The organism is Candidatus Acidulodesulfobacterium sp. H_13 (assembly GCF_048541835.1).
Taxonomy (GTDB): domain Bacteria; phylum SZUA-79; class SZUA-79; order Acidulodesulfobacterales; family Acidulodesulfobacteraceae; genus QIJE01.
The window spans coordinates 59,029-85,753 of record NZ_JBLEOY010000003.1 but is presented as its reverse complement, the minus strand read 5'-3'; the positions used below and the strand labels follow the sequence as shown (position 1 = coordinate 85,753).

The window sequence follows — 26,725 nt, the reverse complement described above, 5'->3', positions numbered from 1 at the left end:
TCCCTAAACTCTTTTTAAATTATTTAATTAAAAACAATATTATATAAAGTATCCCTTTCGGTCGGTATTTTACCTGTTTCTTCTATAATCCTTTTTACATTTTTAACGCTGAGTCTTGCAGGATTAACTGAACCGGCATCATGCGATATTTTCTCATTGACTAATGTTCCGTCAAAATCGTCAGCGCCGAAAGATAGAGATACCTGCGCAAGATTAATGCCAAGGTTTACGAAAAATGTTTTTATATGCTTGAAGTTATCCAAAAAAAGGCGCGAAACAGCAATCATTTTGAGATCGTCATATCCGGACGTCAAACCGGAATTCTTAACCGCGGTATTTTTAGGCTGAAATGCAAACGGGATAAAAGACTTAAAACCGGCAGATTCATCCTGCGCTAACCTTATATCACCTAAATGGTTTACCCTGTCCTCATAGCTTTCTTTTACTCCGTACAACATAGATGCATTTGACGGTATGCCGAGGTTGTGTGCCGTCTTATGTATTTGAATCCATCTATCCCCGCTTATTTTTTGCGGACATAGCCTTTTTCTTATTGCGAAATTAAATATTTCGGCTCCCCCTCCCGGAAGGCTATCCAAGCCGTTTTCCTTTAAATCTAATAGTACTTCGCCTACGGATAGTCCGGAGATCTCAGATAAATAGTCTATCTCCACTGCCGTAAATGCTTGAATTAGAAGAGACGGAAATTCTTTTTTGATTCTGCGAATCATATTTACATAAAAATAGTAGGGAAGCGAAGGATGGAGACCTCCGACTATATGAACTTCCTTGAAATTATTGGTTGGATAATCTGCCTTGATATACTCTATTATTTCCTCGACATTCATAGTATATGCATCTATTTCTTTCCCCTTCCTGTAAAAGGCACAAAAAGCACACCTGTTTACACATATATTAGTATAGTTTATATGAATATTGACTATATAATACGCTTTGTTTCCGTTGACTTGAAAATTTTTAAAGTCCGCAAGCCCGCCTATTGAAAGCAAATCGTCGGATTTAAATAGATATAAAGCATCGTCTTTAGAAAGCCTTATATTATTATAGACCTTTTCTTTTATTAAATCAAAATTTCTATCAATCATAACCCTCCCATCTCTTGTAAATATCGTTTTCTATACCTAATCCATCCAGAATTTTACCCGTTATAAAATCAATGATATCATCGACGGTTTCAGGCTTATTATAGAAAGCGGGGATCGGAGGAAGAATTACCGCACCCGACGCAGTCAGTGAAAGCATATTTTTAAGATGTATATCGTTAAACGGTGTTTCTCTCGGGCACATGATAAGTTTTTTCCTTTCCTTGAGCATTACGTCAGCAGCCCGCTCTATTAAGTTTCCGGAGTTTCCGTTTGCAATTCTGGAGAGACTGCCCATGGAACAGGGGACAACCGCCATACCCTTGACGCGCTTAGCGGAACCGCTCGCAATCTTCGATTCAAGAAACATTTCGTCCAAAAATATAAACCCACCGCTATCGTTATGCAACCCGAATTTATCCGCTATTTCTTTCTTAATCCTGGTTTTAATCCCGTCGTTAAAACCGTTCAATAACCCGTTTCTCTCCGCTGCGCCTTTATCTACCGCATTATTAGCCGTATTTGCATGGTCCGAAAAAATATCGGCAAACATTCCGAGTTCTTCCTTAATAACCTTAAAACCTGGTTTTGAAATTATAAGATAAACGAAAAAATGCCTAACGACCAATGCCTTAAGAAGGCTAAACCCGTATATAACCCCGGATGCTCCCGTTATTGCGACTATATAAGAGTTAGAATGCGTCTCTTTCATTTTTATAACCTGAAATGAAAATTAGTGAATACAACGTTTATAAAAATAAAGACGAAAAAAGTTATGGATATATATCCGTTCATCGCAAAAAACGCCGTATTTATATTATTTAAGCTCTTATAAACGAGATAATGTTCATAAGCAAAAAGACCTACGACTAAAATTATTCCGATAATATACAAAAAATTAAAATTAAACATGAAATATAGGCTTACGAGGCACAATAATGCCATCAAATGCAATATTCTTGAAATAATAACGGCGTTCTTTACCCCAAACCTTGCCGGAACGGAAAAAAGCCCCCTTGCAATATCAAAATCATAATCCATTATGGAATAAAGAATGTCAAATCCCGCCCCCCAAAAAACAACGGCAATGCCCAGAACCAATATCTTATAGTCTAAACTTCCGGTAACCGCAAGCCACGCCCCTATGGGACCCATAGCCATGCTTATTCCCAGAACGAGATGTGAAAAAAAAGTAAACCTTTTGGTATATGAATAAAACGTAACAAAAGCAATCACGAAAGGGGTAAGAACAAAACAGGTAAAATTTAACTCATATGCAGCAAGTATAAGCACAAGATAAGAAATAACCCCGAAAGTAACACCATAAAGAGTCGTCAGCTCGCCCTTAGGAAGCGTTCTCCCCTTAGTTCTCTCATTTTTTGCGTCTATTTTTCTGTCTATTACCCTATTAAAGGCCATAGCGCCACTTCTTCCTGCGGCCATAGCTATAATAATCCATATTATTTTATAATAAAAAAACGGGGTTCCGAAAGATGCCGGGTATTTATCGTAAAAGGCAAGTAAAAAAGCGCTCAGGGCAAAGGGCAGGACAAATACGGTATGGGAAAATTTGACCAACTCTAAGGTATTTTTTATCTTTTTAAGCATTTTAAATGCGTATCTGTTAAACTTATAAATTTAATTGAAACCGTATTCTTTCCATCTTTCGTCGACGAGTTTTTTTATATCCGGAGACATTACTATGTCGTTCGGCCATCTTCTTTTGTATCCTTCCGATGCCCATTTTTTTGTTGCGTCTATCCCCATTTTAGAACCGTAATTGGGAATATCCGATGCGTGTTCAAGTACATCTATGGGGCCTTCTACAAACGTAATGTCTCTTTTCGGATCTATATTATTCGATATTCTCCATATAACCTCGTTTTTATCCTGAACGTTAACATCTTCGTCTAATATGACGATTATTTTCATAAACATCATGAGACCGAGACCCCATATTCCATGCATAACCTTTTTTGCATGACCGGGATAACTTTTCTTGATACTTATAAAGACTAAGTCATGAAATATCCCTTCGAAAGGAAGATTTATATCTATAATTTCCGGAAATATTTTTTTTATAGCCGGCAAAAAAAACCTTTCCGTCGCCTTGCCTATGTAGCAGTCTTCCATCGGCGGCCTGCCTACAATAGTGGCCGGATATATCGCATCTTTTCTATGCGTTATAAGCGTTACGTGGAATACCGGATAAAAATCTTCGAGCGAATAATACCCCGTATGGTCTCCGAACGGTCCTTCAAGCCTAAAATCTTCGTTTGGGTCTATATAGCCTTCCAGCACAAACTCCGCGTTTGCCGGAACCATCAAGTCGTTCGTTTCACATTTTACAAGCTTTACCGCCTCGCCCCTTAAGAAACCCGCAAATATCATCTCTTCTATATCCGGAGGAAGAGGCGCCGTAGCGGAATAAATTACCGCCGGGTCGGAGCCTATAACAACTGAAACGGGAATCCTTTTACCTATTTCTTTATATTTTTTAAAATGCCTCGCGCCGTCTTTATGTATATGCCAATGCATACCGCATGAGGTATCGTCGTAAACCTGCATCCTGTACATTCCTACATTAGTGGAGCCGTTTTCGGGGTCTTTCGTAAAAACAAGCGGAAGCGTGATAAACGGTCCGCCGTCTTCCGGCCACGTTTTTAAAACCGGTAAAATGTCTAATAGGGGGGGTCTATCTAAGATAACATCCTTGCATTTGCCTGTTTTAACTATTTTCGGTATACAATCGGCAAGTTTTTTAAGCTTAGAAAGGGATTTTATTTTTCCTAAAAAACTCGTGGGTATTTCCGGTTCAATTATTTCCGATAATTTATCGGCAACGTCGTCAAGATTGTTAACCTCAAAAGCACTCAGTATCCGCTTATTCGAACCGAACATATTTATCAAAACAGGAAATTTAAAACCCTTGACGTTTTCAAACAACAGCGCCGGGCCCTCTCTTTTGACAACTCTGTCGGCAATCTCGGCTATTTCTAAAATTCTATCTACCGGAGCGGCAATCCTACACAAATCACCGTCTTTTTCCAATACATGGATAAAATTATGCAGGTCTTTATAGGCCATTGGTGAATAATATTATTTTGTTTATAATTTCCTAACTTTCGCAATATTATATCAGAATTTAAAAGAAAAAGATATTTAAAAATATCCCCTTATTGCCTTTTTGTCCTATAATTATCCCTCTTAACGGTATATTCGATATGATCAAAATATTCCAATAAAGGGATAGCATACTTTCTGGAGACACCGGCAATTTCTTTCATATCTTTGGGCTCAAGTTTTTCGTTAGATTTGAAAAAATCATAGAGTCCTTTTTTTATATCTTCCACTTGCTCTTTTAAGTAAAAAATATCCCGCTTGACCTTAATGACTCTCCCCTCCTTTATCATTAAGCTTAGAACATAATTCAACGCTTTCCTGCCGGCTCCGGCTTTTTTCTCTAATTCGGCCAAATCGGGAACACTGTTGTTGTTAGTCTTCAATAGACTTTCTACACGTTTAATTATGGAGATATATTCGTCCGGTAGATTTTCTATGCCGGTTTTATTTTCAAACCCCTTCGATATTATCGTTCCATCATCGTTTACAAGCTCTTTTCTATACAGTAAATCGTCCATAAGGATATCGAACAGGCTTTCCGGTTTATTAAAATTTCGTTCAAAAATGCCGCATAACTCTTGCCTGCCTATCCCGTTTTTAAAAGCATTTTTTTTCTTTTCGGTTTCCGATTTAATACTGCCGCTTACCGTTTCAATCAGAAAGGATTTGCCGGCGTCAAAATCTTCTCTTGGAAAAGCAAACTTATTTTTTCCGTCGGCTACTATCAATTCATCTTTTTTTAATTTTTCTATCGTCGATGTAAAATCCGCGAAATTAAGGTTTAATCTTTTATAAATTTCTTTCAAATCGCCATTGCCACCCGCCGCGATGAAACTGTAAACTGATTTTTCATAATCGTCCGAAAGCATTCCCTCGTAAATAGATTCCTTGGATTCGTCGTAACGATAATCGGCAAACGGGTCTATTATAACCCCTCCCCCGACCGTAACGGCTGCCCCGGCATCCCTTGTAATAAACCTCTCCCCGGACATCGTGGATATTTTATTCTGCAATTTAAATAATACATACGCATAATCTCCCGGTGCCGGTCTCTTTTTTCCGCTTAGAATAAATCCTTTTGCACCAACGCTAATTCCTCCGGTCATAAAGGTTAACAATGTGCGGTTTTTAAAATCCTTTTTATTCGCAGTATCATAAAAAAATCGGGTAAAAACCGAATCGGTCTCAATAAGACTATCTTTAACGCATATTACGTCACCATATCTTACGTTCTCTTTTTTTATGGAAGGAACGTTTATGGATATCCTCATGGCTCTACGCGCAAAGGGAATTTTTTTATTGTGCGATTCCATATCCTTTACCCTTGCGGTAAAACCGGCGGGCATAATCTGCATTTCATCGCCAACGGAAAAATTTCCATACTTTAACGTACCGGCTAAAACGGTTCCGAAGCCCTTTAAGGTAATAATTCTATCTATTGATAAAAAAATCTTTGACGGCATAGATTTTAAGGCGGTCCTTTTGGCATTATCACCCTTTATCGCTTTTTCTATTTCGCTTTTTAGTTCCGATATGCCTTTTCCTGATTTAGCCGAAACCCTTATAATATTCTGGGATGAGTTGATATAACCGTAAGATTTTAAAAAATACTTTATCTCTCTTTCCCTTATTAAAATAGTTTCATCACTCACGATATCTATTTTTGTTAGGACGGGTATGATCATGTCTATTCCCAGCAATTTCAGGATAAGGAGATGCTCGCGGGTTTGTGCCATTATACCGTCGTCGGCGGCAATCACAAATAAAACGCCATTCATTCCCGTAGAGCCGGAAACCATGGTCTTGATGAATTTTAAATGCCCGGGGACATCAACGATTCCTATGGATATTCCCGAGGGAAAAGATATGTCGGCATAGCCGAGCACGATGCTGATACCACGCTTTTTTTCTTCCTTAAGCCTATCCGGCTCTATACCCGTCAGTGCCCTTATGAGCGCAGATTTTCCATGGTCTATATGTCCCGCCGTACCTAGTATAAAGCTGTCCATATGTTTATTATAACATCATACTGCAGATAAAAATAAATAACCCGGCTCTTTTTAAAGAACCGGGCCACCTTTAGGAGGAGTGATGGAAAGTGTACGATTAAACTTACTATTTTGAATACGCAAGATAAAGTTTCATATTTCCTCTTCTTATGTAGAATAAAAATTGCTTGGACTTTTTCGCTCTATTTATATCGCTTACGTATTGTTTTATATTACTGATAACCTTATGATTTATAGACTGAATAACATCTCCGGGCATTATGCCTATCTTCTGTCCGATACCCCCGGGTATAACCTTTGATACTATAACTCCCCTATGGACATTTTGAATGCCGTATTCCTGCATATTTTGAGATGTCAACGGTACAACAATTATGCCTAACTTCTTAGCCGAAACCTTTTGGGTTTTATTGTTGAAAGTATTTCTCGGGCTTTTCCAGCTCCCTATAGTAATCATAAGGGTTATCCTCTTTCCGTGCCTTATAACCTCCATCGGAACCTTCGTTCCCGGTTTTATATTTCCGACCAACCAGGGAAGCTGAGACATTTCCTTGACTTTTTTACCGTCAAGCCTTATTATTACGTCCCCGCTTTTTAGTCCTGCTTTTGCCGCCGGACTACCCTGAAGGACAGAGGAAACTAATGCTCCGCGTGACGTTTTAAGTTTAAACACCTTCTTGAGCGCCGGAGATATTTTCTGAATTTCTATCCCGAGCCATCCTCTCGTGATCTTACCAGTCTCAAGCTCCGGAAGAACCTCTTTCACTACATTTACCGGCACAGAAAACCCTATACCCTGAGCACCCTTTATGATAGCGGTATTTATCCCTATCACCTGCCCTTTCATGTTTATAAGCGGACCTCCGCTGTTGCCCGGGTTGATGGCGGCATTAGTCTGCAAAAAGTCTTCGTATGGTCCGCCTATGGCTCTGCCCTTTGCACTTACGATACCGTTCGTAACGGTCCATCCTAATCCGAACGGATTACCTATAGCCAAAACCCATTCCCCTATCTGTGTTTCCCTTGAATTGCCGAGAACCGCCGATGGAAGATTGTTGCCGTCGTCTACTTTTAGAAGGGCAAGATCGACTTGCGGGTCTTTGCCTATTACCCTTGCCTTGAGGGTACTTCCGTTATAAAGCTTAACATATATTTTACTTGCTCCTTTTATAACATGATCGTTAGTAATTATATAACCGTTTTTACTAATAATTACACCGGAACCTAAACTTTCTTCGGTATATGTACTGCGGGGAACATTGTTAAAGAAGTTTTTAAAAAAATTACCGAAAGGGTTCTCCTGATTTCCAAATGGATTTCGATACATTTGAAACGGATTGCTTTTTACCTGCTGCGTCGTTCTTATATTTACGACAAACGGCTTATCCTTTTTTATCAAAGCGACAAAATTGCTCGGACCGTTCTGTGCAGGCACTTTGGAATTATTGGTAGCATATACTATGGGAGCACTTCCATCGGCCATAGATTTTTTTAATAAATGCAAATTTGCCGTAACTATAACACCGGCGATTATACCAATGAGCACTGCTACGCTTGCGCCTATGATTTTCGAATCAGATTTTAAACTCATAATTTAAAAACTCCTTAATTAAAAGTATTTAATTATTATATTATCATGCAACAATAATGCCAAAATTTATTTTTTATGTATAACGGTTTAATTCTAATATCTAAAGGTACATAGGATTTCATCCGCCGTTTTTATCTTTGTTATTTTGTCAATATGACAACTATCGCTTGTCAATATGACAAATATAACTCTTTTAAAACATTGACAGGAACTGCTCAAATCCCCGCCTTTGATCTCGGTCAGAAAATGAAGGTTTTCATCTGCACGTTTATTAAAACATGTCTGTCGTACATGAGAACAATACGCAATAAACTCCGGCTGATGCGGAGAATATGCTGTTTAAACAGGCTTTGCCTTAACCGTTTTTTCAATGATGACACTGTCTGTTTCTTCTTTATAATCCAAAACGATATAATCTCCCGTCGTAATACCACCCGAAAGCAAATCCATAGCTATTTTGTCCTGTAAAAAAGTCTTTATAGCCCTCTTTAAAGGCCTGGCTCCGTAAATGGGGTCATAACCCTCCATAGCTATAAATTTAACTAATGAATTCGTATACTCCGCATCAATTCCCTTTTCTTTCAATATATTTTTAAGCTTGTTTAGTTGAATCCCTACTATTTTAAAAATATCATCCTCGGTAAGGGTATGAAATATTATTATGTCGTCGAGTCTATTAAGAAATTCCGGTCTGAAATAGTTTTTTAAAAGTCCGGTAACATTATTTTTCATTTCCTCGTAACGCTCTCCGCTATATCCCTGTATTACGTCCGAACCGATATTGGATGTCATAATGACAATCGTATTTTTAAAGTCCACCGTTCTGCCCTGCCCATCCGTTAACCTGCCATCGTCTAACAATTGAAGTAACGTATTGAATACATCCTGATGAGCCTTTTCTACTTCATCGAACAAAACGACACCGTAAGGGCGCCTTCTCACTGCTTCGGTAAGCTGTCCCCCCTCCTCATAACCGACGTAACCGGGAGGGGCGCCTATTAGTCTGGACACGGTATGCCTCTCCATATACTCGGACATATCTATCCTCACTATACTATTTTCATCATCGAATAAAAATTCGGCAAGCGCCTTTGCGAGCTCGGTCTTCCCTACCCCCGTAGGCCCCAAAAACATAAAAGAACCCATAGGCTTGTTCGGATCGGAAAGACCCGCCCTGGAACGCCTTATGGTATTGGCTACGCTGCTTATCGCCTCATCCTGAGATATTACGCGATTATGTAAATGCTTCTCAATAAGCAAAAGCTTCTTCTTTTCCCCTTCTATAAGCTTTGTAACTGGAATTCCTGTCCATTTTGCTACAACCTTCGCTATATTGTCGGCATCCACTTCCTCCTTTAAAAAACCCCCTTTCTTCCGCATTTCTAAAACCTCTTTATTCAAATCTTCTAATTCTTTCTCTAATTCGCTTAGCTTGCCGTATCTAATTTCCGCAACTTTATCGTATTTTCCCTCTCGCTCATACCTTTGCTCTTCTATCTTTAAAGAATCTATATCCTTTTTGATCTTCCCTATCTTTTGTATAAGATTTTTCTCATTTTGCCATTTAGCCTTTTTTTGATTAAAATCTTCTTCTAAATTCGCAAGCTCTTCGTCTAACTTATTCAACCTTCTCTTAGATTCTGCATCGCCTTCTTTTTTTAATGCTTCCTGCTCTATTTTGATTTTTATTATATTTCTCTGAATTTCATCAAGAAACGTCGGCATAGAATCGATTTCTATCCTTAATTTCGCCGAGGCTTCATCCATTAAATCTATCGCCTTGTCCGGCAAAAATCTGTCCATTATATACCTGCGGGAAAGGGTGGCTGCTGCAATTAACGCAGAGTCTTTTATTCTTATTCCGTGATAAGCTTCATATCTTTCCTTTAATCCCCTTAATATCGAAATCGTATCTTCAACGGAAGGTTCGTCTATAAATACCGGTTGAAATCTTCTTTCAAGCGCAGCGTCTTTTTCTATATATTTTCTATATTCGTCCAACGTCGTGGCCCCCATAGCCCTTAACTCCCCCCTCGCTAAAGCAGGCTTTAAGAGATTAGATGCATCCATTGACCCCTCAGATTTGCCGGCACCTACAAGATTGTGAAGCTCATCTATAAATATTATAACCCTGCCTTCCGACGCTTTTATTTCTTTTACTACAGCCTTAAGCCTGTCCTCGAATTCTCCCCTGTATTTTGCTCCGGCAACAAGGGAACCCAAGTCTAAGGAAAGAACATCCTTACCCTTTAAAATTTCCGGAATATCGCCGTCCGCTATTCTCTTTGCTAATCCCTCCACTATCGCCGTTTTACCAACACCGGGATCTCCTATTAAAACCGGGTTATTTTTCGTTCTCCTTGATAAAACCTCCATAAGCCGCCTTATCTCGCTATCTCTGCCAATAACGGGGTCTATCTTCCCTAACTTTGCAAGCTGAGTTAAATTAACGGTATATTTTTCCAACGCTTGATATTTATCCTCGGGATTCTGGTCGGAGACCTTAGTATTTCCCCGTATCTCCATCAAAGCCTTTAAGACTGCGTCTTTAGTTAAAGAGAATTTTGTCAAAATTTTATAAGACTGCGTATCTTTAACGTCAAACATTGCAAGAATAAAATGCTCTACGGAAACAAAGTCATCCTTCATAGTGTTTTTATTTTTTTCCGCCGCATCGAGTATGCGCTTCAAAGGTGGAGAAAAAAACGGCTCAAGCCCCCCCTCCACTGTTGCAAGTTTAGACATGGCATCTTCTACCTCATCGGAAAACTGCTTTATGTCCGCGCCTATTCTTTTTAATATTGAAACGGCTATGCTGTTTTCGTCGTAACTTAACAGTGCATATAGAAGATGTAAATCGCTAATCTCTGAATTTTTGGCTTCACGAGCCTTATTGGCGGTTAATTCTATTACGTCTTGTGATTTTATGGTGAAATTATTTAAGTTCATACCCTATTCCTCTAATTTACCGATATAAAATTTTATCTATTTTTTCTCGGAAATATATGCCATTCTGATGTCATACAATACATTCTCAACAAGCTTTGTTTCGTTTTCATCAAGATTTCCCTTTGTCTTTTTGGAAAGCATCTCTATCGTATCTATAAGATACTTTGCCATTTTTACATCTTTTTCATACTTTCCCGTCGAAGGGTTCGGAACCTTTCCGAGAAAAAGCAGCGCCTGAGTATTCAACGAATAGATAAAAGTTGCAAAATCAGCTCCAAACGTGGGGGCTTCGGAACTATTTTCCGATTCCTTGCCTGTTTCTTTATCTGCTACATCTACCGGTTTAGAATCCTGTTTTGGTGCCGATTCTCCCTCCGGTTTTACGTCACTCTCTCCGACGTTTTCGTCTTCGGAAAACCTCCTTTTATCCACCACCTTAAACTGCTGCTTATCATTCTTTTCTTCCTTTTCTTTATTCTTAATATCGCGTTCCGAGTCTTTAGACATAATCTGGCTCCTCCTTGTATTTTTTTTCTTTATTTTTATTCTTTCTTGCGTTGCCCTTTATTGCCTTTTTCTTTTTAAAAACGACGACGTTGCCGTCAATCAAATCCGCTACAAAACTGTCGCCGTCTTTCCATTTAAGCGTTAACGGAACCTTTACGGCATCATCTATATTGCGCTTTAAAAATCTCGCCCCGAATTTCGTGCTATAACCGGTCTCCACAAGTTTGTCTAACGCTCCGTTCGTAACCGCCAACTCTTTCCCGTATCCCGCCATAGTCTTTTTTATAGTCTCTATATGCATTAATGCGATTTGCCTAACCTCTTTTTTGGCAAGCGGCGAAAATATTACTACATCATCCAGCCTATTGATAAATTCCGGGGAAAAGAAGTTTTCTACTTCTTTGTTTATGGCTCCTTTTAACGACTTAGCCATATCATCAGATTCAATAAAACCTAACGGTTTTGTAAATTTAGAAAATTCATGAGAACCGAGATTGGAAGTCATAATAATGACCGAATCAGAAAAATAAACCCTTTTTCCCCTGCCGTCCGTAAGAAAACCCTCGTCAAAAACCTGAAGAAAAAGATTAAATACCTGATCACTCGCTTTTTCTATTTCGTCTAAAAGTATGACCGAATAAGGATTGTCTTTTATCTGATTAGTAAGCAGCCCACCCCTTGAAGAACCGACTATCCCTCTCGGCATACCTATCAATTTATCGACGGAAATAGAACCGTCCTTATATTCCGACATATCTATTCTTATAATATGCCGACGGGAACCGAACAAATATTCTGCCATTACTTTTGCGGTTTCAGTTTTGCCTACACCGGTGGGACCTAAGAAAAGCAGAACCGCATCAGGTCTGTTAAAGTTTTCCTTGAGAGGACCCTTGTTCAGCCTTAAATGCTTGGCAAGAGAATTTACCGCCTCTTCCTGCCCTACTATGCGGTTAGAAAAAAAATCCTCCATATCCTGAAACCTTTCTAAAATATCCCTTTTTATCAAATCTATAGGTATGCCTGTTTCTTGAGATATAACCTGATAAATATTTTCCCTCCTGACAACCTTGTCCTCGTTATAGATTTCAGCCTTAACGCAACCCGAATCTATCCAACCGATAGCTTTATCCGGTAACCTCAATGATTTGGAATAGCGGGAGGATAACAGCAGAGACTCTTCTATCGCAGGGTCTTCTATCTCTACACCGTAAGTATCTTCGAATCGCCTCTTTAACCCGTAAAGTATCCTTTTTGTATCCGCTATGGACGGTTCCTTAACATTTACGACCCTAAATCGACGAGCCAGAGCCTCGTCTTCGGCAATGAACTCCTTATATTCGGACAGCGTAGTTGCTCCGATAATTTGCACTTCACCCCTTGACAGAGAAGATTTTAATATATTGGCGGCATCACTTGGCACAGCGGTAGCGGAACCAGCACCTATAATGGAATGAACCTCATCCACAAACAGGATTATATTTTTTCTTGATTTTAGCTCGTTTATTATTTTTTCCATCCTATCTTCAAACATACCTCTAAAAACCGTACCCGCAACCAAGGAGTTCATTTGAAGATTAACTATAATTTTATTCCGCAACCTTGGTGGAACGTTGTAGGGCTCAAGCTCTATTTTTCTTACAAGCCCCTCCACAACGGCCGTCTTTCCAACACCCGGCTCACCTACTATAATAGCGGAATTAGGCCTGCCTATGTGGCACAGTATCTCCATGACTCTCGTAATTTCCTCTTCTCTTCCAAAAACTAAAGACAGCTTATCCATAATAGCCAGCTTGCTTAAATTCATAGCATGCTGCCTCAACGTGTAAGGTAAATCATATTTTCTTCTGTTTTCGTCGCTCCGATATCTTTTTTCTCTCATTTTCTGAAAAATTTTATCGGCAATTATGACCGAGTCTACGCCTAAACTTTTAAAGACCTTTGTCGGCACGGAATTAGATTCCTGAAACATAACCATCAAAAAATCCGTCGACTCTATAAGATTTCTACCCGAACTCTGTGCGTAATCATAAGCGTTTTTAAATAGATTTCTTGTCTGAAGGGTTATTTTCATCCCTTCGCCTATATATTGTTCGGACGACATCATAAAATCGTTCAATAGCTTTGCTACATTTTTTTTATCTATTTTTAATTCCTTAAATATTTCACCCAAAAAATTTTCATCTACTACGGTTAAAGCATAAAATATATGCTCAAGCCCTAAATAATAATGCTTTCTTCGTTTCGATTCCTCTATGGATATAGTAAACACCCTATATCCGCTTTCGGATAATTTATCTTCATAACGATCCAAGTTAAGCATAATAAATCTTACCTTTTTATTAAGTTATTTAATAGAAGTATAACTATCTATGTATCGTAACTACGTTATAATTATACGTCTTCTATTTTTATATCGGTAAAATTAAAACCGCCGGTTTTGTTTTTTTTTGGAATAATTATCTCAAGCAGTCCTTCGTCAAAAGAGGCGCTAATCGAATTGCCGTCAAAACGATAAGGTAAATCAAATACCCTTTTAAAAAAACCGAACGGCCTTTCCATTCTTTGAAAACTATCCTCTTCCGCAAATCTCTTGCGGCGCTTCATTCCGCTGATTTCCAAACGGCTGCCGTACACTTCGACGTTTATATCCTCTTTTTTTACGCCTGCCAATTCTATCTGTACGACGACAGAATCTGCTGTTTCAAACATATCCGACATCGGAGCAAAATAATACATTTTATTTTATACTTTAAAAATTTATGATTTGTAGTTATAATTATACCAAATTAATCTTTAAAAACAAATGCAATATGTTTAAATTCGCATTAAAACCTATCTTTTACAAATACCTTATAATGATTGCAATCAACGTTACCCCTTTTATAGGGGGCAAATACATTTCCACCGCATACGCCGTTTACAATAAAATGAACCCTTACGCAAGCATCGCATTGATAACCGTCTCGGAAACATTATTATGCCTCGTGTTTTTCTATGTAGGTTTAAGGTTAAAATCGTTGAAATGGATTCATAAATTAATAAGCCCAAATAAAACAAAGAAAGCGCATAATTATATATTAAAATATGGCTCCGTAATAGGACTTTTTGTGGGACAAATGTTTATCGGAGCACCACCTATATCCTTTGTGCTCGGTTTGATATACGAAAGTGACAAAAATATCTTCCTCTACCTTTACATCCCTCTTTTTACCAGTATTTTTCTTTATGCCGTATTAAATTTTTATCTCAATACCGTGGCAATAACGTCCATAGAAAACATATTCCATTTTGCTATTTAACGTCCACGACTATTACATTATTTTTGGCCGAATATACTTTCGCGTTTAAATATGATTTGATAAAATATTTTACTCTTTTAAAAAATTTTATCATATTTCCGTAGTATAAAATCTTTATCTCTACAAAACTATCCGAAAAAGACGACACATAAAGGTTTTTCAAGTGTCTTGAATATTTTATCATCAATTCCTGTAACTTATTAGAATTAGCATACTTGAAATTTCCGATAAACTTCACGTAATATATATTGTAAGATGCCTTTCTGATATTGTTTTTATTTGTCGGCTTAATTATTTTAAAACCAAAACTTTTCAGTTCATTTATTAAATTCTTTTTTCTTACATAAACATTCATTTTAATATAATAAAGATTAAAATATTCTTCAGTATCAATGATCTTGAAAGAGTATATATACCTCAACATAAAAGGAAACAGTTGCGTATTGAGTATATTTTCGTTATTTTTATTAGAAAGGATTTTTTTGCCAATTAATTTCAAAACGGCTTTTTTTAAGGATAGTCTGATCACTTGTCTTATCGCTAAAGATTGTAGTCCGGCAGCATTTTTTTTTGAAATAATTATATAGGTTTTAGTAGTTATGTTCATACCGGACGCATTCTTTAAGAAAAAGAAAGACGCACCCGATAATAAAATAGATAAAATCACCACAGATAAAAGCTTGCCTAATCCCTTGTTTCTCATTTTTACTCTACTCTTTAATTGGCATTAATTATATTATAATAATAATTCAAAAATCTTTTCTTTCAATAAATTTTTATTCTCTCCAGTCTTAGCCGATACCAAAACCACGGGTTTACCCATCAATCTTTCTAATTTTGTCTTTAAAAAATCAGCCCGTTCGGCAGATAACAAGTCTATTTTATTCAAAACCACGATCATCTCTTTATCTCCGACCCCTATTTCGTCTAATGTTTTTATAACCTCTTCCGATTTATACAGCACGTCTTTTTGGGTAGGGTCTATAACATGCAGCAACATATCTGAATAGGCAGTCTCTTCAAGCGTAGCCTTAAAGGATTCTATGAGAAAAAGCGGTAAATTCTGGATAAATCCAACCGTATCGGATACTATAACCTTTTTTCCTCTGTTATTGTCGTAAATAGAAGCCGCCTTAGTGCCAAGCGTAGCAAAAAGTTTATCTTCTCCTTTTTCGCCTTTTCCGGTTAGATTTCGCATAAGCGTGGTTTTCCCGGAATTAGTGTATCCTACGATAGCGGCGGTAGGTAATCCCTGTCTGTCTCTCTTCGCCCTGTGCAGTAATCTCGTTTTTTCCGCTAACTTCAGTTTATTTTTTATATGTGTTATTTTTTGCCTAACCTTCCTCCTGTCGGTTTCCAATTTAGTTTCCCCGGGACCCCTCGTGCCTATTCCGGCTCCCGTACTGGAAAGCATCATGTATGCGCCCTTAAGCCTCGGAAGGATGTAATTCATCATTGCAAGCTCGACCTGACACTTACCCTCCGCCGTCTTTGCATGAGCAGCAAATATGTCAAGGATAAGCCTCGTCCTATCCACTACGTTTAAATCAAAATACTCCGATAGATTATTTTCCTGCGCAGGGCTTAACGATGCATCTATTATAACGATATCGGCATTGACCGAAAGAACCAACCCCTTAATATCTTCAAGCATGCCCATAGAGAGATAGTATGCCGGATCTATCCTTTTAATATTTTTTAAAACGGAAACTGCATTCACGGCACCCGCAGTTTCGGAAAGCATCGCAAGCTCTTCCAGCGAATCCATACTCCTTTCCCTGCCTGAAATATTCAAATTTATACCGATGAGAACGGCCTTCTGTATCATTTTAAGAAATCCTTTATTAAATTTGCCGTAAAAATAACTCTCTCGCTTAAACCAACGCGATTAATTTCTACAATGTCTTTAACCTTTCTAAAAAAAGTGGCCTGCCTCTTTGCATATTGCAGCGTGGAGGAAATTATTCTCAAATACAACTCGTCTCTTGTTTTAATGCTGCCGCTTAAATACAGTAAGCCTTCCTTGTAGCCTATACCGCCGAAGGGCTTTGAATCCGCCTTATAATTCATATTTAAAATAGTTTTTATCTCATCCGTCAGTCCTTTTTTTAAAATGGTCTCCGTCCTTTCTTCTATGCGTTGTTTTAAATAATCCCTGGGAGGAATTAAACTGAAATACATAAAATCATACAAAGGCTTATCAAACGGTTTCTTGGTCAAATAGTGGGAAAAAGGCCTTCCCGTAGCCTCAAAAACCTCGTATGCCCTGGTAATTCTTTGAATATCATTCTTTGATATTCTATTCGCATATGCGGGATCTATCTTTTTTAATCCTTCATAAGCGATATTTACCCCTAATGTTCTTATTAATTCTGCCGCTTTTTCCCTATAAACCGCTTTATCTGTCTCCGATATAGGTATAAGGGAAAGACCGTAAATCAGGGACCTCATGTAAAGTCCGGTTCCGCCGATAAAAAGCGGTATTTTACCTCGCGTTATTATATCATTTATCGTAAGCCTCGCATCGTCTGAAAACATTTGGGCGTTATACTCTTCGTCCGGATTTTTAATGTCGATAAGATGATGCCTCACTGCCGCTCTTGCCGCCGCTTCCGGTTTCGCCGTTCCGATGTTGAAATGTCTGTAAAAACACATCGAATCAAAATTTACGATTTCAACCGGAAAAAGATTGGATAATTCAAGCGAAATTTCGGTTTTGCCCGAACACGTCGTACCGCCTATAATTATTATCTTCTGAAGATTGGACATCCCTATTTATCGTTCCCTAAAAAGCACAAATCCAATTTAATCTACCGTTAGTAAGTTAATAAGTCAAATCTGGTATTTCATCCAATCTTTTTAATTCCTCAGACTCTCTTGATAAGGTTTCGTCGTTTTTACCCATCAGCAGGTATGCAAATTTTTTACCCTTCTCTACACCCGGCTGATCAAAAGGATTTATTTTAAGAAGCATGCCAAGAACCGCTACCGCCTCCATACACATAAAGGACAGCTCTCCGAGGCTGAATTCATCTATTTTATCCAAGGTAATCCTGAATGATGGTCTTTTGTCTATAGCCAGGGCAAGCTCGACGCCTTTTAATTCGTTAATGAGAACTTCGGATAACTTTTTGCCGTTTAAATAGTTAAATTCTTCAAATCCGTCGGGATTAAGCGTAAAATCTTCGCCGTAATCCTTTAAGCAGAAAAATCCGATAAGCTTATCCTGCGGTCCCTGCATATAAAGTTGAAGCTGAGAATGCTGGTCTGTTGCTCCGACGGCCGGTACGGGCGTAGGCGAAGTAAGTTCCTTTCCCAAGCTTTCCGCAAAAAGCTGCCGGAACCACCTTGAAAACTCTTTTAAATAATCGCTGTAAACGAAGGGTATAAAAATATTTCTATGCTTTTTTTTGTAAAAAAGATATATAACCGATGCCAAAGTATAAACGGGATTGTTTTCAAAAACAGCCTTATTGAGCATATCGTCCCTGTAAGACACCGCTCCGTGTAAAAACTTATCTATATCCAACCCCATTGCATACGCAGGAAAAAGGGTTCCGGCGGTTACTATGGAATACCTGCCTCCCACATTTTTTGCAATATCCAATGCGGCTATCCCGTTTTCATCGGCATATTGCCTCAGAAATCCACTATTCTTATCGGTTATAAACAATAAATTATCCTTGTAATTTCCGGACATTTTTTCAAGTATTTCTTTTATTATAAAAAACTGGGACACTACCTCGATAGTGGAAGCGGATTTAGAAACAAAGCAAAATACGGTTTTTTTCATATCGATCCGGTCAAAATTTTTCTTGATATAACAGGGGTCTATATTCTCCGAAAAAATAACGTTGATCTTTTTCCCCATCCTTTTTTCGCAAGCCGCTCCTTTCATCGCCTCCTTCAAAAATATAGCGCCGAGGGACGAACCCCCCATTCCGAAAACATACAAAGTATTAATATCTTTAGAGAACAATTTTTCGGCAATCTCCTTAACGTCGTTAACCATTGCCATGTTTGATATTTCATCATAAAAACCTATCTCTTCGTCCCTCCTAAGGTCGTTAAGATTTCTCCTTACGGTAACAAGTTCATGTTCTAAGGAGCGTATTTCCGCTTCTTCTATTCCGTTCTCAAAAATTGCCGAATTCAAAATATACTTAAAATTAAATTCAATCATATTAAGCCCCCGTTTTCATTTCCCGTTAGAATATTTTTTCATGATATACCTTAATTCATCGTCCTTAGATTTAAGTTTGCCGTCTATTTTTAACAGCATGACCTCGTTTAATATTTTTCCGCATAGCCTGCCCTCGCAAATTCCAACGGATTTAACGTCATTTCCGTTAACAGCAGGCTTTATAAGCATCAACTCATCTAAATATTTTACTATCATTTTTTTTAAATTCAAGTCAATTCCATCTTTACCGCTGTTTTTAAACAGATAAAATAAAATGCTGCTCGCGTCGAACCCTTTAAACGCCGTATATATTTCACTGTTTTTTAATTTTAATTTAAAAAGACCGCCCCTCGCAGATTTGCTTAATTCTTCCGATTCCAAATATATCTTTTTTATTCTGTTTTTTATTCTGTTTCCCAAATTTAATCTTTTGATTGCGGAATCGAAATCTCCGTTTTTTAGACAACTGAGAATTTCGGCAAGATAAAATATATTTATATCTGCAATGACGTTTTTATCTGTTTTGTCTGCCTGATTTTTCTTAAAATATAAATAAATTCTTTTAAAAACCACCTTGCTTTCTTCGCTAAATTCTAATTTATCGTAAACACCTCTTAAAATACCGAGATTTTCAAGCCTTTCAAAATAAATCCAGGGTTTGTTTTCCTTTAATAAGAGATACAGTTCGGCGGTTATTCTTTTTCCGGAGATACCGTCCATGACATTCTCATCCAGGGCTGACTTCATATACTTTAATGTCCTGCATTCTATCTTAAAGCCGAGTCTTTTTTCGAACCTTACAATCCTGAACATTCTGGTGGAATCGTCTATAAAACTACGCTCATGCAATACTTTTACCTTTTTGTTCAATATATCCGACAATCCAAAGGCATAATCCTTAATATCAAGGAAATCATCGTCGTTGATAGAAAGCGCAATAGTATTTATCGTAAAATCCCTTCTGCGAATATCATTCTCAAGCATCGCTTTTTCCGTATTTACTATAGGCAGGGCTCCCGGTTTTTTATAAACTTCGGTCCTTAACGAAGCAAAATCCGCCTTAAGCGGCATGTCGTTAATCAGAAATTCTATAAGAACCGTCCCGAATTTCTTATGAACATTCAAATAGCTTATTTTAAAATTAGAATTTTCTTTTATCCTGCGGGCAAGTTTTTCCGCCGAGCCTTCCACGACAATATCCAAATCGAGGAAGTGGCTATCAAAAGGTTTATTATATGCAGATTTAAACAAAGAAGCAGCTTTATGATTTGTTTTAGCGAGGCGTATAATTATATCCCTTACGAAACCGCCGATTAGAAAAACTCTACAGCCTATACTTGCGGAAACGTCTCCGATACTCCCGATAAAATCAAATGCCGAGCTTCCATAGCCGTAATAGTCGAAAACTTCCGATATAGATTGTTTAATTGAATTCTTGTTAAATTCTATCAAACCGGCCATATCTTTTCTTTGCCGTTCTTTAATCCTTTTTTTATCTTATAAACGACATAAAAATGGTATATAAGCCCAATGATGATACCGATTATCACCGCGAAAAATACTATTATAGAAATAGGAAACTTTATCGATTCGAACTGCAAAAATTTTACGTTGACAAGTTTGGAATTCTGAGCGGTGAAAATTACGGCTACGGCTATAAATATGATTACAAGAACGAGGTCTATGTATCTTATCATTTTTAATTTTAAAGTTCTATTTTTTTAAAATCACCTATTAGTTTATTGTATGTATCGTCTAATATCTCCGAAACAACCCTTAATTCAGAACAAACGGTATAAAAACTCACGTCCCCTTCCCACCTCGGTATTATATGAAAATGTAAATGCCGTTCTATTCCCGCCCCTGCAGCCTTACCAATGTTCAGACCGACATTAATAGCATCGCAATGATAAACTTTCTTAAGGATATCACAACTTACGGAAAGAAGCTGCATTATTTCTAATCCGGTCTCACTAGAAAGCCCGTTAAGCTCTTTGGTATGGGTAGAAGGAATTACTAATAAATGACCGCAATTATAAGGAAACGTATTTAATTTAACGTATGAATACCTTCCTTTGAAGAGAACATATTTATCTTCATAGCATGCGCTATCGTCGCAAAAAACACATTCGTCCTTAGATTTGTCTTTAGCTAGATAATCCATACGCCACGGGGCATAAACAATTTTCATAAATTTAAAAATTTAATCCTGCATCGTTAAATGAAACAAGGCCGATACTTTTAAAAAAAGATCTACCGCCGATATTGTCAATAAAAGATTTTACCGTCCTTTTTATGATTGATTGAAATAAATCAGAATGCCTTTTTATTTGATATATAACAGTCGGTCTCCCTGTTATTCCCGCTATTTTTCTTGCGTAATTTACGGCATCTTGAAAATCGCCTAACTTATCTATGAGATGTAATTTTTTTGCCTGCTCTCCTGAGTATACCATTCCGTTTGCAATTTTCTTTACATAAGAAACCTTAAGATTTCTACCCTTAGCCACAGCGGATACAAATTGCCCGTAAACGTTCATAACTACGCCTTGAAGTTTTTCTCTCTGTTCCGGAGTCATCTCCTTAAAGGGAGTGCCTATGTCCTTATATGGACCGCTTACTATATAGTTATATGAAACCCCTATCTTTTTCATCAACTTGTAAACATTGGGCATTTCCATTATAACTCCGATAGAACCGGTCAAGGTTCCCGGCTCTGCGAATATTTCATCAGCCGCCGAAGAAACATAATAAGCCCCGGATGCGGCAACGGAACCCATTGATACTACCACTTTCTTATGCTTTTCAAACTTTGTCAGTTGCTCATACATAGCTTGAGAGGGAGCAACCTCCCCTCCGGGAGAATTCACCCTTATAACCACGGCTTTTACGTAATCGTCCCGTTTATAATAGTTCAGAAGATTTACAAAATTGGACGAACTCGTAATCGTACCCGTAAGGTTTATAACGCCTATAGCATAAGGAGACGAACCCCTAACAACGTTATAGCCCGATTTCACCTGAAATTTGAACAATATAAAATAAATAAAAACACCAAATATCCCTAAAAATACCATTAAAAATAGTAAACCGCTTAAAAAGGGATGCCTGTTTACGCTCATGATTTATTTTTATCTGTATTAAGAAGGGATAGCCCTATCTTCTGTTCGTTCACATCCAGCATAATTATTTCGGCATTTATTGGAGAGCCTACAGAGATATCGTCACCCTTAATAAAATTTTCAGGAATTTTAGAATTATGAACAAGCCCTTCTATGCCATCTTCAATCTGCACAAATATTCCAAATTCCATTATATTGGATACCGTCCCCGATATGACCGTCCCGGTAGAGTACTTATCTTTGACACTGTGCCAAGGACTCTCTGTAAGTTGCTTAATTCCCAAATACATCCTTTGCTTTTCCTCGTCAATGCTTAAAACCATCGTTTTAATTTCTTCTTCCGGCTTAAATAATTCACGCGGATGCCTCGTCCTTTTAGCCCATGCAAAGTCGCTCTGTTTTACATATCCCTCTAAATTTTCCTCTAACGTTACGGAAATTCCAAATTCGTAAATATTTTTAATGACTCCCTCAACAATCGTACCTTTCGGATATTTATCCTTCAACGCATTCCACGGATTTTCCGTAAGTCTCTTTAAGCTTAGGGATAATTTTCTTGATTCCGGTTCTATGCTCAAGATAGATATCTTTACTCTCTGCCCTTTGGTCAAAAACACCTTGGGATCTATCTGTTTTTTCTCCCAGCTCATTTCAGATAAATGTATAAGACCCTCCACATCATCATCAAGCTCGACGAATGCACCGTAATCGGTAATATTAATAATAACGCCTTCCACTATATCTCCGGGTGCATGCCTGTCCAAAACATCGTGCCACGGGTCTTCGAACAGCTGTTTATAGCCAAGCGACACCCTATGCCTCTCTTTATCGTATTTGATAACTTTAACGTTTATTTTCTGCCCAAGGCTTAATACTTCCGAAGGATGAGATATTCTTTTCCATGAAATATCTGTGATATAAATAAGCCCGTCCATGCCGCCAAGGTCCACAAAAACACCATAGTCAGTAATGTTTTTAACTATGCCCTCCAGAACGTCGCCCTCTTTTATATCGGTTAACACATTTTCTTTCAGTTTCTTAATTTCATCCTCTATAACCTTTCGCCTCGACACTATAACGTTACATGCCCTTTTATCCACACTTATTACTTTTAAATCTAAGGCTTTTCCGAGAAAAGCATCAAAATCCCTCGTAAGCTTTACGTCTATTTGTGAACCGGGCAAAAATGCAGTGACGCCGTTTAAATCAACGATTAAGCCGCCTTTCGTCTTTGCGACCACTGTACCGTTTATCAATTCGTTATCCTTGCATACCTTCTCAATATCGTCTAAAGCATAAACGCTTTTCGCCTTCTCTCTAGAACATATCAAGTAACCCATACTATCGTCATAATTTCCAACGAAAACTTCTATGGAATCGCCTATAGATATAGATGTAATATCTACATTGCCTCCAGAAGATATCTCTTCTACGGTAATTATTCCGTCGGATTTATCACCAACATTTACATAGATGTACCTTTCATCGATGTTTAAAATTATGCCCTGTCTGACAAGCCCTTTGCTATTCATATTCTCGTAAGAGTCTAATAAAAGTTCAAACTCCGTAGGGCTACTTTCGGTAGATTGATTTCCCTTAAAACTTTGTTTTGCCATAAATATCTTACTACCTCCTAAATTTGATAAGATTAATCTAACATATTTAAACAAATTAAGCAAATATTTTTGTTTACGTAAATATTTTGCTTAACCGGAAGTATCCATATCCTGAACTCTTTTTAAAACTCGCTCTATTATCCAATCGGGAGTGGACGCGCCGGCGGTAATACCAACCCTGTTGACATTTACGAACCATTCCGGATTAACTTCATCTTCGGTTTCTATATGATATGTTTTTTTTTGAATCTCCATACATATATTTTTCAGTTTATTCGTATTTGCGCTGTTATAACCGCCCACTACTATCATGACATCTACATTGGAAGCCAATATTTTAGATTCTTCCTGCTTTATCATGGTTGCATCGCAAATGGTGTCGAAAACGGTTACATCGCTCTTTGCAATTTTATGTACGTCTTCTATTATGCGCTTATAAAAATTTACATCCTGCGTAGTCTGGGAAACCAGGGCCAGCTTTTCCGATATCGGAACCCTTTTAAGGTCGTCGATACTGTTTATAACCAGAAATTTGTTTTTATCGGCAAAACTAATTACGCTCTGGACTTCAGGGTGATTTTCGTCGCCGACCATTATTACGAAATAACCGTTTAGGGCAGCCTTGCTTATATAATTCTGGGCCTTTTTTACGAATGGACAAGTGGCATCTATCACTTTTAACCTCTTATTGGAGGCTATTTTCTCCATAATCTCCGCTTTAACGCCGTGAGAACGTATCAACAGGGCATTATGACAACCGTTATCAATGTTTTCTATGGGATAGACGCCTTTTTCTTCCAAGGATTTAACCACCTGAGGATTATGAATAATAGGGCCTAAGGTATTTAATTTTTCTTGCAGATTACTTTTTTTCGCCGCATCTAATGCCATATTGACCGCTCTTTTAACCCCAAAACAAAACCCCGCGGAAGGCACTACTATTATTTCCATAATATGATTAATATACCGGCAGCCTTGAAATAATATTAAAAAACTCCGGAAACGAAGTATTTATACACCTTATATCATGAATCTCCGTTTGTCTATTTTTAAGCAGCAATCCCATAATCACCATAGACATCGCGATCCTGTGGTCTCCGAATGAATCTAAAATTATCGGAACGGCTTTAGATTCATTCAAATCCGGATTACCGATTATCTCGAAACCGTCTTCTGATTCCTTTATTTCTATCCCAATCCTGACTAAATTGGAAACAATTGCTTTAATTCTATCGCTTTCTTTAACGCGTAATTCTTCGGCACCGGTTACTGTGGTTTTTCCTTCTGCAAAAGAGGCAATTACCGAAAAGACGGGAAACTCGTCTATCATATCGGAAACCGTCTCCGACGGAACCGTCACCCCTTGAAGCCGTGAATACTTGGCCCTTATATCTCCGACCCTTTCCGGAAACTCACCTGTAACGGTTAAATCTAAGTTCGCACCCATCATTTTTAAGATTTTTAAGATACCCGTTCTTTTTTCGTTAAGCAGAATATTTTTAACGGTAATTTCTGAATCCTTGCACAAAATGCCCAGCGCTATAAAAAACGAGGCGCTGCTAAAATCCCCGGGTATAACGATTTCAAATGGGTGCAATCCACCTCCGTTATTGCCTTTTATTGATATAAGACTGCCTCCGGCGCGGTGCGTTTCTATTCTGACAGGATAACCCTGAAGTTTTAATAAATTTTCGGTATGGTCCCTTGTTGCCTTTTTCTCATATATCACCGTATTTCCCTCCGCAAAAAGGGCGGCAAGCATAATACAGGATTTAACCTGAGCGCTTGGAACAGGGACTTCATAATAAATTGACTTCAATTTTCCGCCTTTAAGGACGGCAAGCGGGGGATAATTTCCGCCCCTGCGTCCCGCTATTTCGGCCCCCATAAGACTTAACGGCTCTCTTACACGCTTCATTGGACGAGAATTAAGATACTTATCACCGGACAAAACGGAAAAGAAATCGTTTCCGGCAAGAATTCCGATTAAAAGTCTTGTAAGCGTCCCTGAATTAGCCGTATTGATTATTGATTCAGGCTCTTTCAAGCCGTAAAGCCCCTTGCCGGTTATTATGAAATCTTTGCCACTGCCGGTTAAATTTTGTTTCTTGATATTGATGCCGAGTTTTCTAAAAGCGGCAATGGTAGCCCGATTATCTATTGATAAGGATAAATTGGAAACCGAGGATTTTCCGTCTGCTAAACCTCCCAACATAATTGCCCTGTGAGATATGGATTTATCGCCTGGAACTTCTATGTCTAAGGATACTCCGCCGGCAATGCCGGTTATTAAAGCTTTATCGAGTTTTAAATCTATCAAAAACCCACCTCTTCCCGCCGTTCTGCAATTTCTCTTATTCTGGTGCTCAAACCCTCTCTGTCTCCTGTTTCTATTAAGCCTTTTAAAATATTTGCGGAGACCATAAAATCTTCTAACGATGCAAGTATATTTTCGCTATTCATAAGAAATATATCCGTCCACAATTCCGGGGATGAAGAAGCAATTCTGGTAGAGTCCTTAAACCCGTTTCCGATAAAATCTAAAACTTCTACTCCTTTCTCCTTTTCTCTTCCCTTTTCCCTCAGAATAAAATTCAAAACGGCACCGGATAATAAAAAAGAAATCAGGTGAGGTAAATGGCTCGTATAGGCGGCTATATTATCGTGAGAATCCGCAGTAGAATAAATGACGTTCATTCCTATCATCCGCCAGAATTCCGCCGTTTTTTCTATCTTGTCCGCTCTGTCTTTATCGGTTAAATCAAAATCTTCCCTCATAACTATGCAGTTTTTTCCATTAAACAGCTTAAAATCGGCATTTTCAGGACCGGACTTATCCGAACCACACATAGGATGCGAACCTACAAAATTTTCAATGTTTTTTATTCTTGCATTTGTCGTAATAGCATCCTTAATGCTTCCGATATCCGTAACTACCTGCGCATCTCTAAAAAATGCCTTATACGCATCTATCAAAGAAACAATTGCCGACGGCGGAGCACACATTATTATTAAATTATCGCCTCTGCAATCGCAGATATCCGATTCTAAATTCAGTACATCATCAATCAACCCGCAGGATTTACAGTAACGGATATTATTTTGCGCTATATCGTATCCGGTTATTCTTATTTTTGAATTTTTGGCTTTGACAGCTCCCGCGATAGACGCCCCCATAAAGCCTAATCCTATTATTGAAATCTCATTGAACATGCTGAAT

At 38.1% G+C, this 26,725-nt stretch carries 23 protein-coding genes; 1 reads left to right on the top strand and 22 read right to left on the bottom strand.

Going from position 1 to position 26,725, the window contains the following annotated elements; translation table 11 throughout:
* Nucleotides 1-23: 23 nt before the first annotated feature.
* From mqnE to ACMCNP_RS07770, 10 genes are all read right to left on the bottom strand, one after another.
* Nucleotides 24-1,106: an aminofutalosine synthase MqnE gene (mqnE, locus tag ACMCNP_RS07815; RefSeq protein ID WP_419316091.1), complete on the bottom strand. Its 1,083-nt coding sequence runs from the start codon at nt 1,104-1,106 to the stop codon at nt 24-26.
* Nucleotides 1,099-1,815 carry a UbiX family flavin prenyltransferase gene (locus ACMCNP_RS07810; RefSeq protein ID WP_419316089.1) on the bottom strand — a complete coding sequence of 239 codons (717 nt, stop codon included), beginning with the start codon at nt 1,813-1,815 and terminating at the stop codon, nt 1,099-1,101. Before ACMCNP_RS07810 ends, mqnE begins: the two co-directional genes overlap by 8 nt.
* Before the next feature lie 2 nt (nt 1,816-1,817).
* Nucleotides 1,818-2,711 carry a UbiA-like polyprenyltransferase gene (locus ACMCNP_RS07805; protein WP_419316087.1) on the bottom strand — a complete coding sequence of 298 codons (894 nt, stop codon included), beginning with the start codon at nt 2,709-2,711 and terminating at the stop codon, nt 1,818-1,820.
* Nucleotides 2,712-2,741: 30 nt separating this feature from the next.
* Nucleotides 2,742-4,190 carry a menaquinone biosynthesis decarboxylase gene (locus ACMCNP_RS07800; protein WP_419316085.1) on the bottom strand — a complete coding sequence of 483 codons (1,449 nt, stop codon included), beginning with the start codon at nt 4,188-4,190 and terminating at the stop codon, nt 2,742-2,744.
* Between the two features lie 89 nt (nt 4,191-4,279).
* Nucleotides 4,280-6,235 (bottom strand): selenocysteine-specific translation elongation factor, encoded by a 1,956-nt coding sequence (gene selB / locus ACMCNP_RS07795; RefSeq protein WP_419316084.1) that lies wholly within the window; start codon nt 6,233-6,235, stop codon nt 4,280-4,282.
* 106 nt (nt 6,236-6,341) lie between these two features.
* Complete coding sequence (locus ACMCNP_RS07790) at nt 6,342-7,826, bottom strand: Do family serine endopeptidase (protein WP_419316082.1); 1,485 nt, start codon at nt 7,824-7,826, stop codon at nt 6,342-6,344.
* Nucleotides 7,827-8,165: 339 nt separating this feature from the next.
* Nucleotides 8,166-10,775, bottom strand: a complete 2,610-nt coding sequence (gene clpB / locus ACMCNP_RS07785) for an ATP-dependent chaperone ClpB (RefSeq protein ID WP_419316080.1) — start codon at nt 10,773-10,775, stop codon at nt 8,166-8,168.
* Between the two features lie 36 nt (nt 10,776-10,811).
* Nucleotides 10,812-11,282 (bottom strand): DUF1844 domain-containing protein, encoded by a 471-nt coding sequence (locus ACMCNP_RS07780; protein ID WP_419316078.1) that lies wholly within the window; start codon nt 11,280-11,282, stop codon nt 10,812-10,814.
* Nucleotides 11,275-13,605: an AAA family ATPase gene (locus ACMCNP_RS07775; RefSeq protein ID WP_419316076.1), complete on the bottom strand. Its 2,331-nt coding sequence runs from the start codon at nt 13,603-13,605 to the stop codon at nt 11,275-11,277. The genes ACMCNP_RS07780 and ACMCNP_RS07775 overlap by 8 nt, the downstream gene beginning before the upstream one ends.
* A 71-nt stretch (nt 13,606-13,676) precedes the next feature.
* Entirely contained in the window at nt 13,677-13,994 is a 318-nt protein-coding gene (locus ACMCNP_RS07770; protein WP_419316074.1) for an Hsp20/alpha crystallin family protein, read from the bottom strand.
* 101 nt (nt 13,995-14,095) lie between these two features.
* Here ACMCNP_RS07770 and ACMCNP_RS07765 point away from each other — a divergent pair, with 101 nt between their 5' ends.
* Nucleotides 14,096-14,584, top strand: coding sequence for a hypothetical protein (locus ACMCNP_RS07765; protein ID WP_419316072.1), 489 nt, complete (start codon nt 14,096-14,098; stop codon nt 14,582-14,584).
* On the opposite strand, the gene ACMCNP_RS07760 is transcribed toward ACMCNP_RS07765, so the two are convergent.
* The 12 genes from ACMCNP_RS07760 to ACMCNP_RS07705 all read right to left on the bottom strand — a co-directional run bounded on the left by ACMCNP_RS07760 (nt 14,577) and on the right by ACMCNP_RS07705 (nt 26,718).
* The gene (locus ACMCNP_RS07760) at nt 14,577-15,287 is read right to left on the bottom strand and encodes a hypothetical protein (protein WP_419316070.1); all 711 of its coding nucleotides are present in this window, start codon (nt 15,285-15,287) and stop codon (nt 14,577-14,579) included. The genes ACMCNP_RS07765 and ACMCNP_RS07760 overlap by 8 nt on opposite strands.
* A 33-nt stretch (nt 15,288-15,320) precedes the next feature.
* Nucleotides 15,321-16,412: a GTPase HflX gene (gene hflX, locus ACMCNP_RS07755; protein WP_419316068.1), complete on the bottom strand. Its 1,092-nt coding sequence runs from the start codon at nt 16,410-16,412 to the stop codon at nt 15,321-15,323.
* Nucleotides 16,409-17,353 carry a tRNA (adenosine(37)-N6)-dimethylallyltransferase MiaA gene (gene miaA, locus ACMCNP_RS07750; RefSeq protein ID WP_419316066.1) on the bottom strand — a complete coding sequence of 315 codons (945 nt, stop codon included), beginning with the start codon at nt 17,351-17,353 and terminating at the stop codon, nt 16,409-16,411. Before miaA ends, hflX begins: the two co-directional genes overlap by 4 nt.
* Before the next feature lie 55 nt (nt 17,354-17,408).
* Entirely contained in the window at nt 17,409-18,767 is a 1,359-nt protein-coding gene (locus tag ACMCNP_RS07745; protein WP_419316064.1) for a hypothetical protein, read from the bottom strand.
* Nucleotides 18,768-18,782: 15 nt separating this feature from the next.
* Complete coding sequence (locus ACMCNP_RS07740) at nt 18,783-20,228, bottom strand: CCA tRNA nucleotidyltransferase (RefSeq protein WP_419316062.1); 1,446 nt, start codon at nt 20,226-20,228, stop codon at nt 18,783-18,785.
* Nucleotides 20,216-20,464, bottom strand: a complete 249-nt coding sequence (locus tag ACMCNP_RS07735; protein ID WP_419316060.1) for a lipopolysaccharide assembly protein LapA domain-containing protein — start codon at nt 20,462-20,464, stop codon at nt 20,216-20,218. Before ACMCNP_RS07735 ends, ACMCNP_RS07740 begins: the two co-directional genes overlap by 13 nt.
* Before the next feature lie 8 nt (nt 20,465-20,472).
* Complete coding sequence (locus ACMCNP_RS07730) at nt 20,473-20,958, bottom strand: HIT family protein (protein ID WP_419316058.1); 486 nt, start codon at nt 20,956-20,958, stop codon at nt 20,473-20,475.
* 4 nt (nt 20,959-20,962) lie between these two features.
* Complete coding sequence (gene sppA, locus ACMCNP_RS07725; protein ID WP_419316056.1) at nt 20,963-21,889, bottom strand: signal peptide peptidase SppA; 927 nt, start codon at nt 21,887-21,889, stop codon at nt 20,963-20,965.
* Complete coding sequence (locus ACMCNP_RS07720) at nt 21,886-23,505, bottom strand: 30S ribosomal protein S1 (RefSeq protein ID WP_419316054.1); 1,620 nt, start codon at nt 23,503-23,505, stop codon at nt 21,886-21,888. Before ACMCNP_RS07720 ends, sppA begins: the two co-directional genes overlap by 4 nt.
* A gap of 90 nt (nt 23,506-23,595) precedes the next feature.
* On the bottom strand, nt 23,596-24,456 hold the full coding sequence (locus ACMCNP_RS07715; RefSeq protein ID WP_419316052.1) for a 4-hydroxy-3-methylbut-2-enyl diphosphate reductase: 861 nt from the start codon (nt 24,454-24,456) through the stop codon (nt 23,596-23,598).
* A gap of 7 nt (nt 24,457-24,463) precedes the next feature.
* Entirely contained in the window at nt 24,464-25,825 is a 1,362-nt protein-coding gene (gene aroA, locus ACMCNP_RS07710; protein ID WP_419316050.1) for a 3-phosphoshikimate 1-carboxyvinyltransferase, read from the bottom strand.
* Nucleotides 25,822-26,718: a prephenate dehydrogenase gene (locus tag ACMCNP_RS07705; RefSeq protein WP_419316048.1), complete on the bottom strand. Its 897-nt coding sequence runs from the start codon at nt 26,716-26,718 to the stop codon at nt 25,822-25,824. The genes aroA and ACMCNP_RS07705 overlap by 4 nt, the downstream gene beginning before the upstream one ends.
* Between the last annotated feature and the right edge of the window lie 7 nt (nt 26,719-26,725).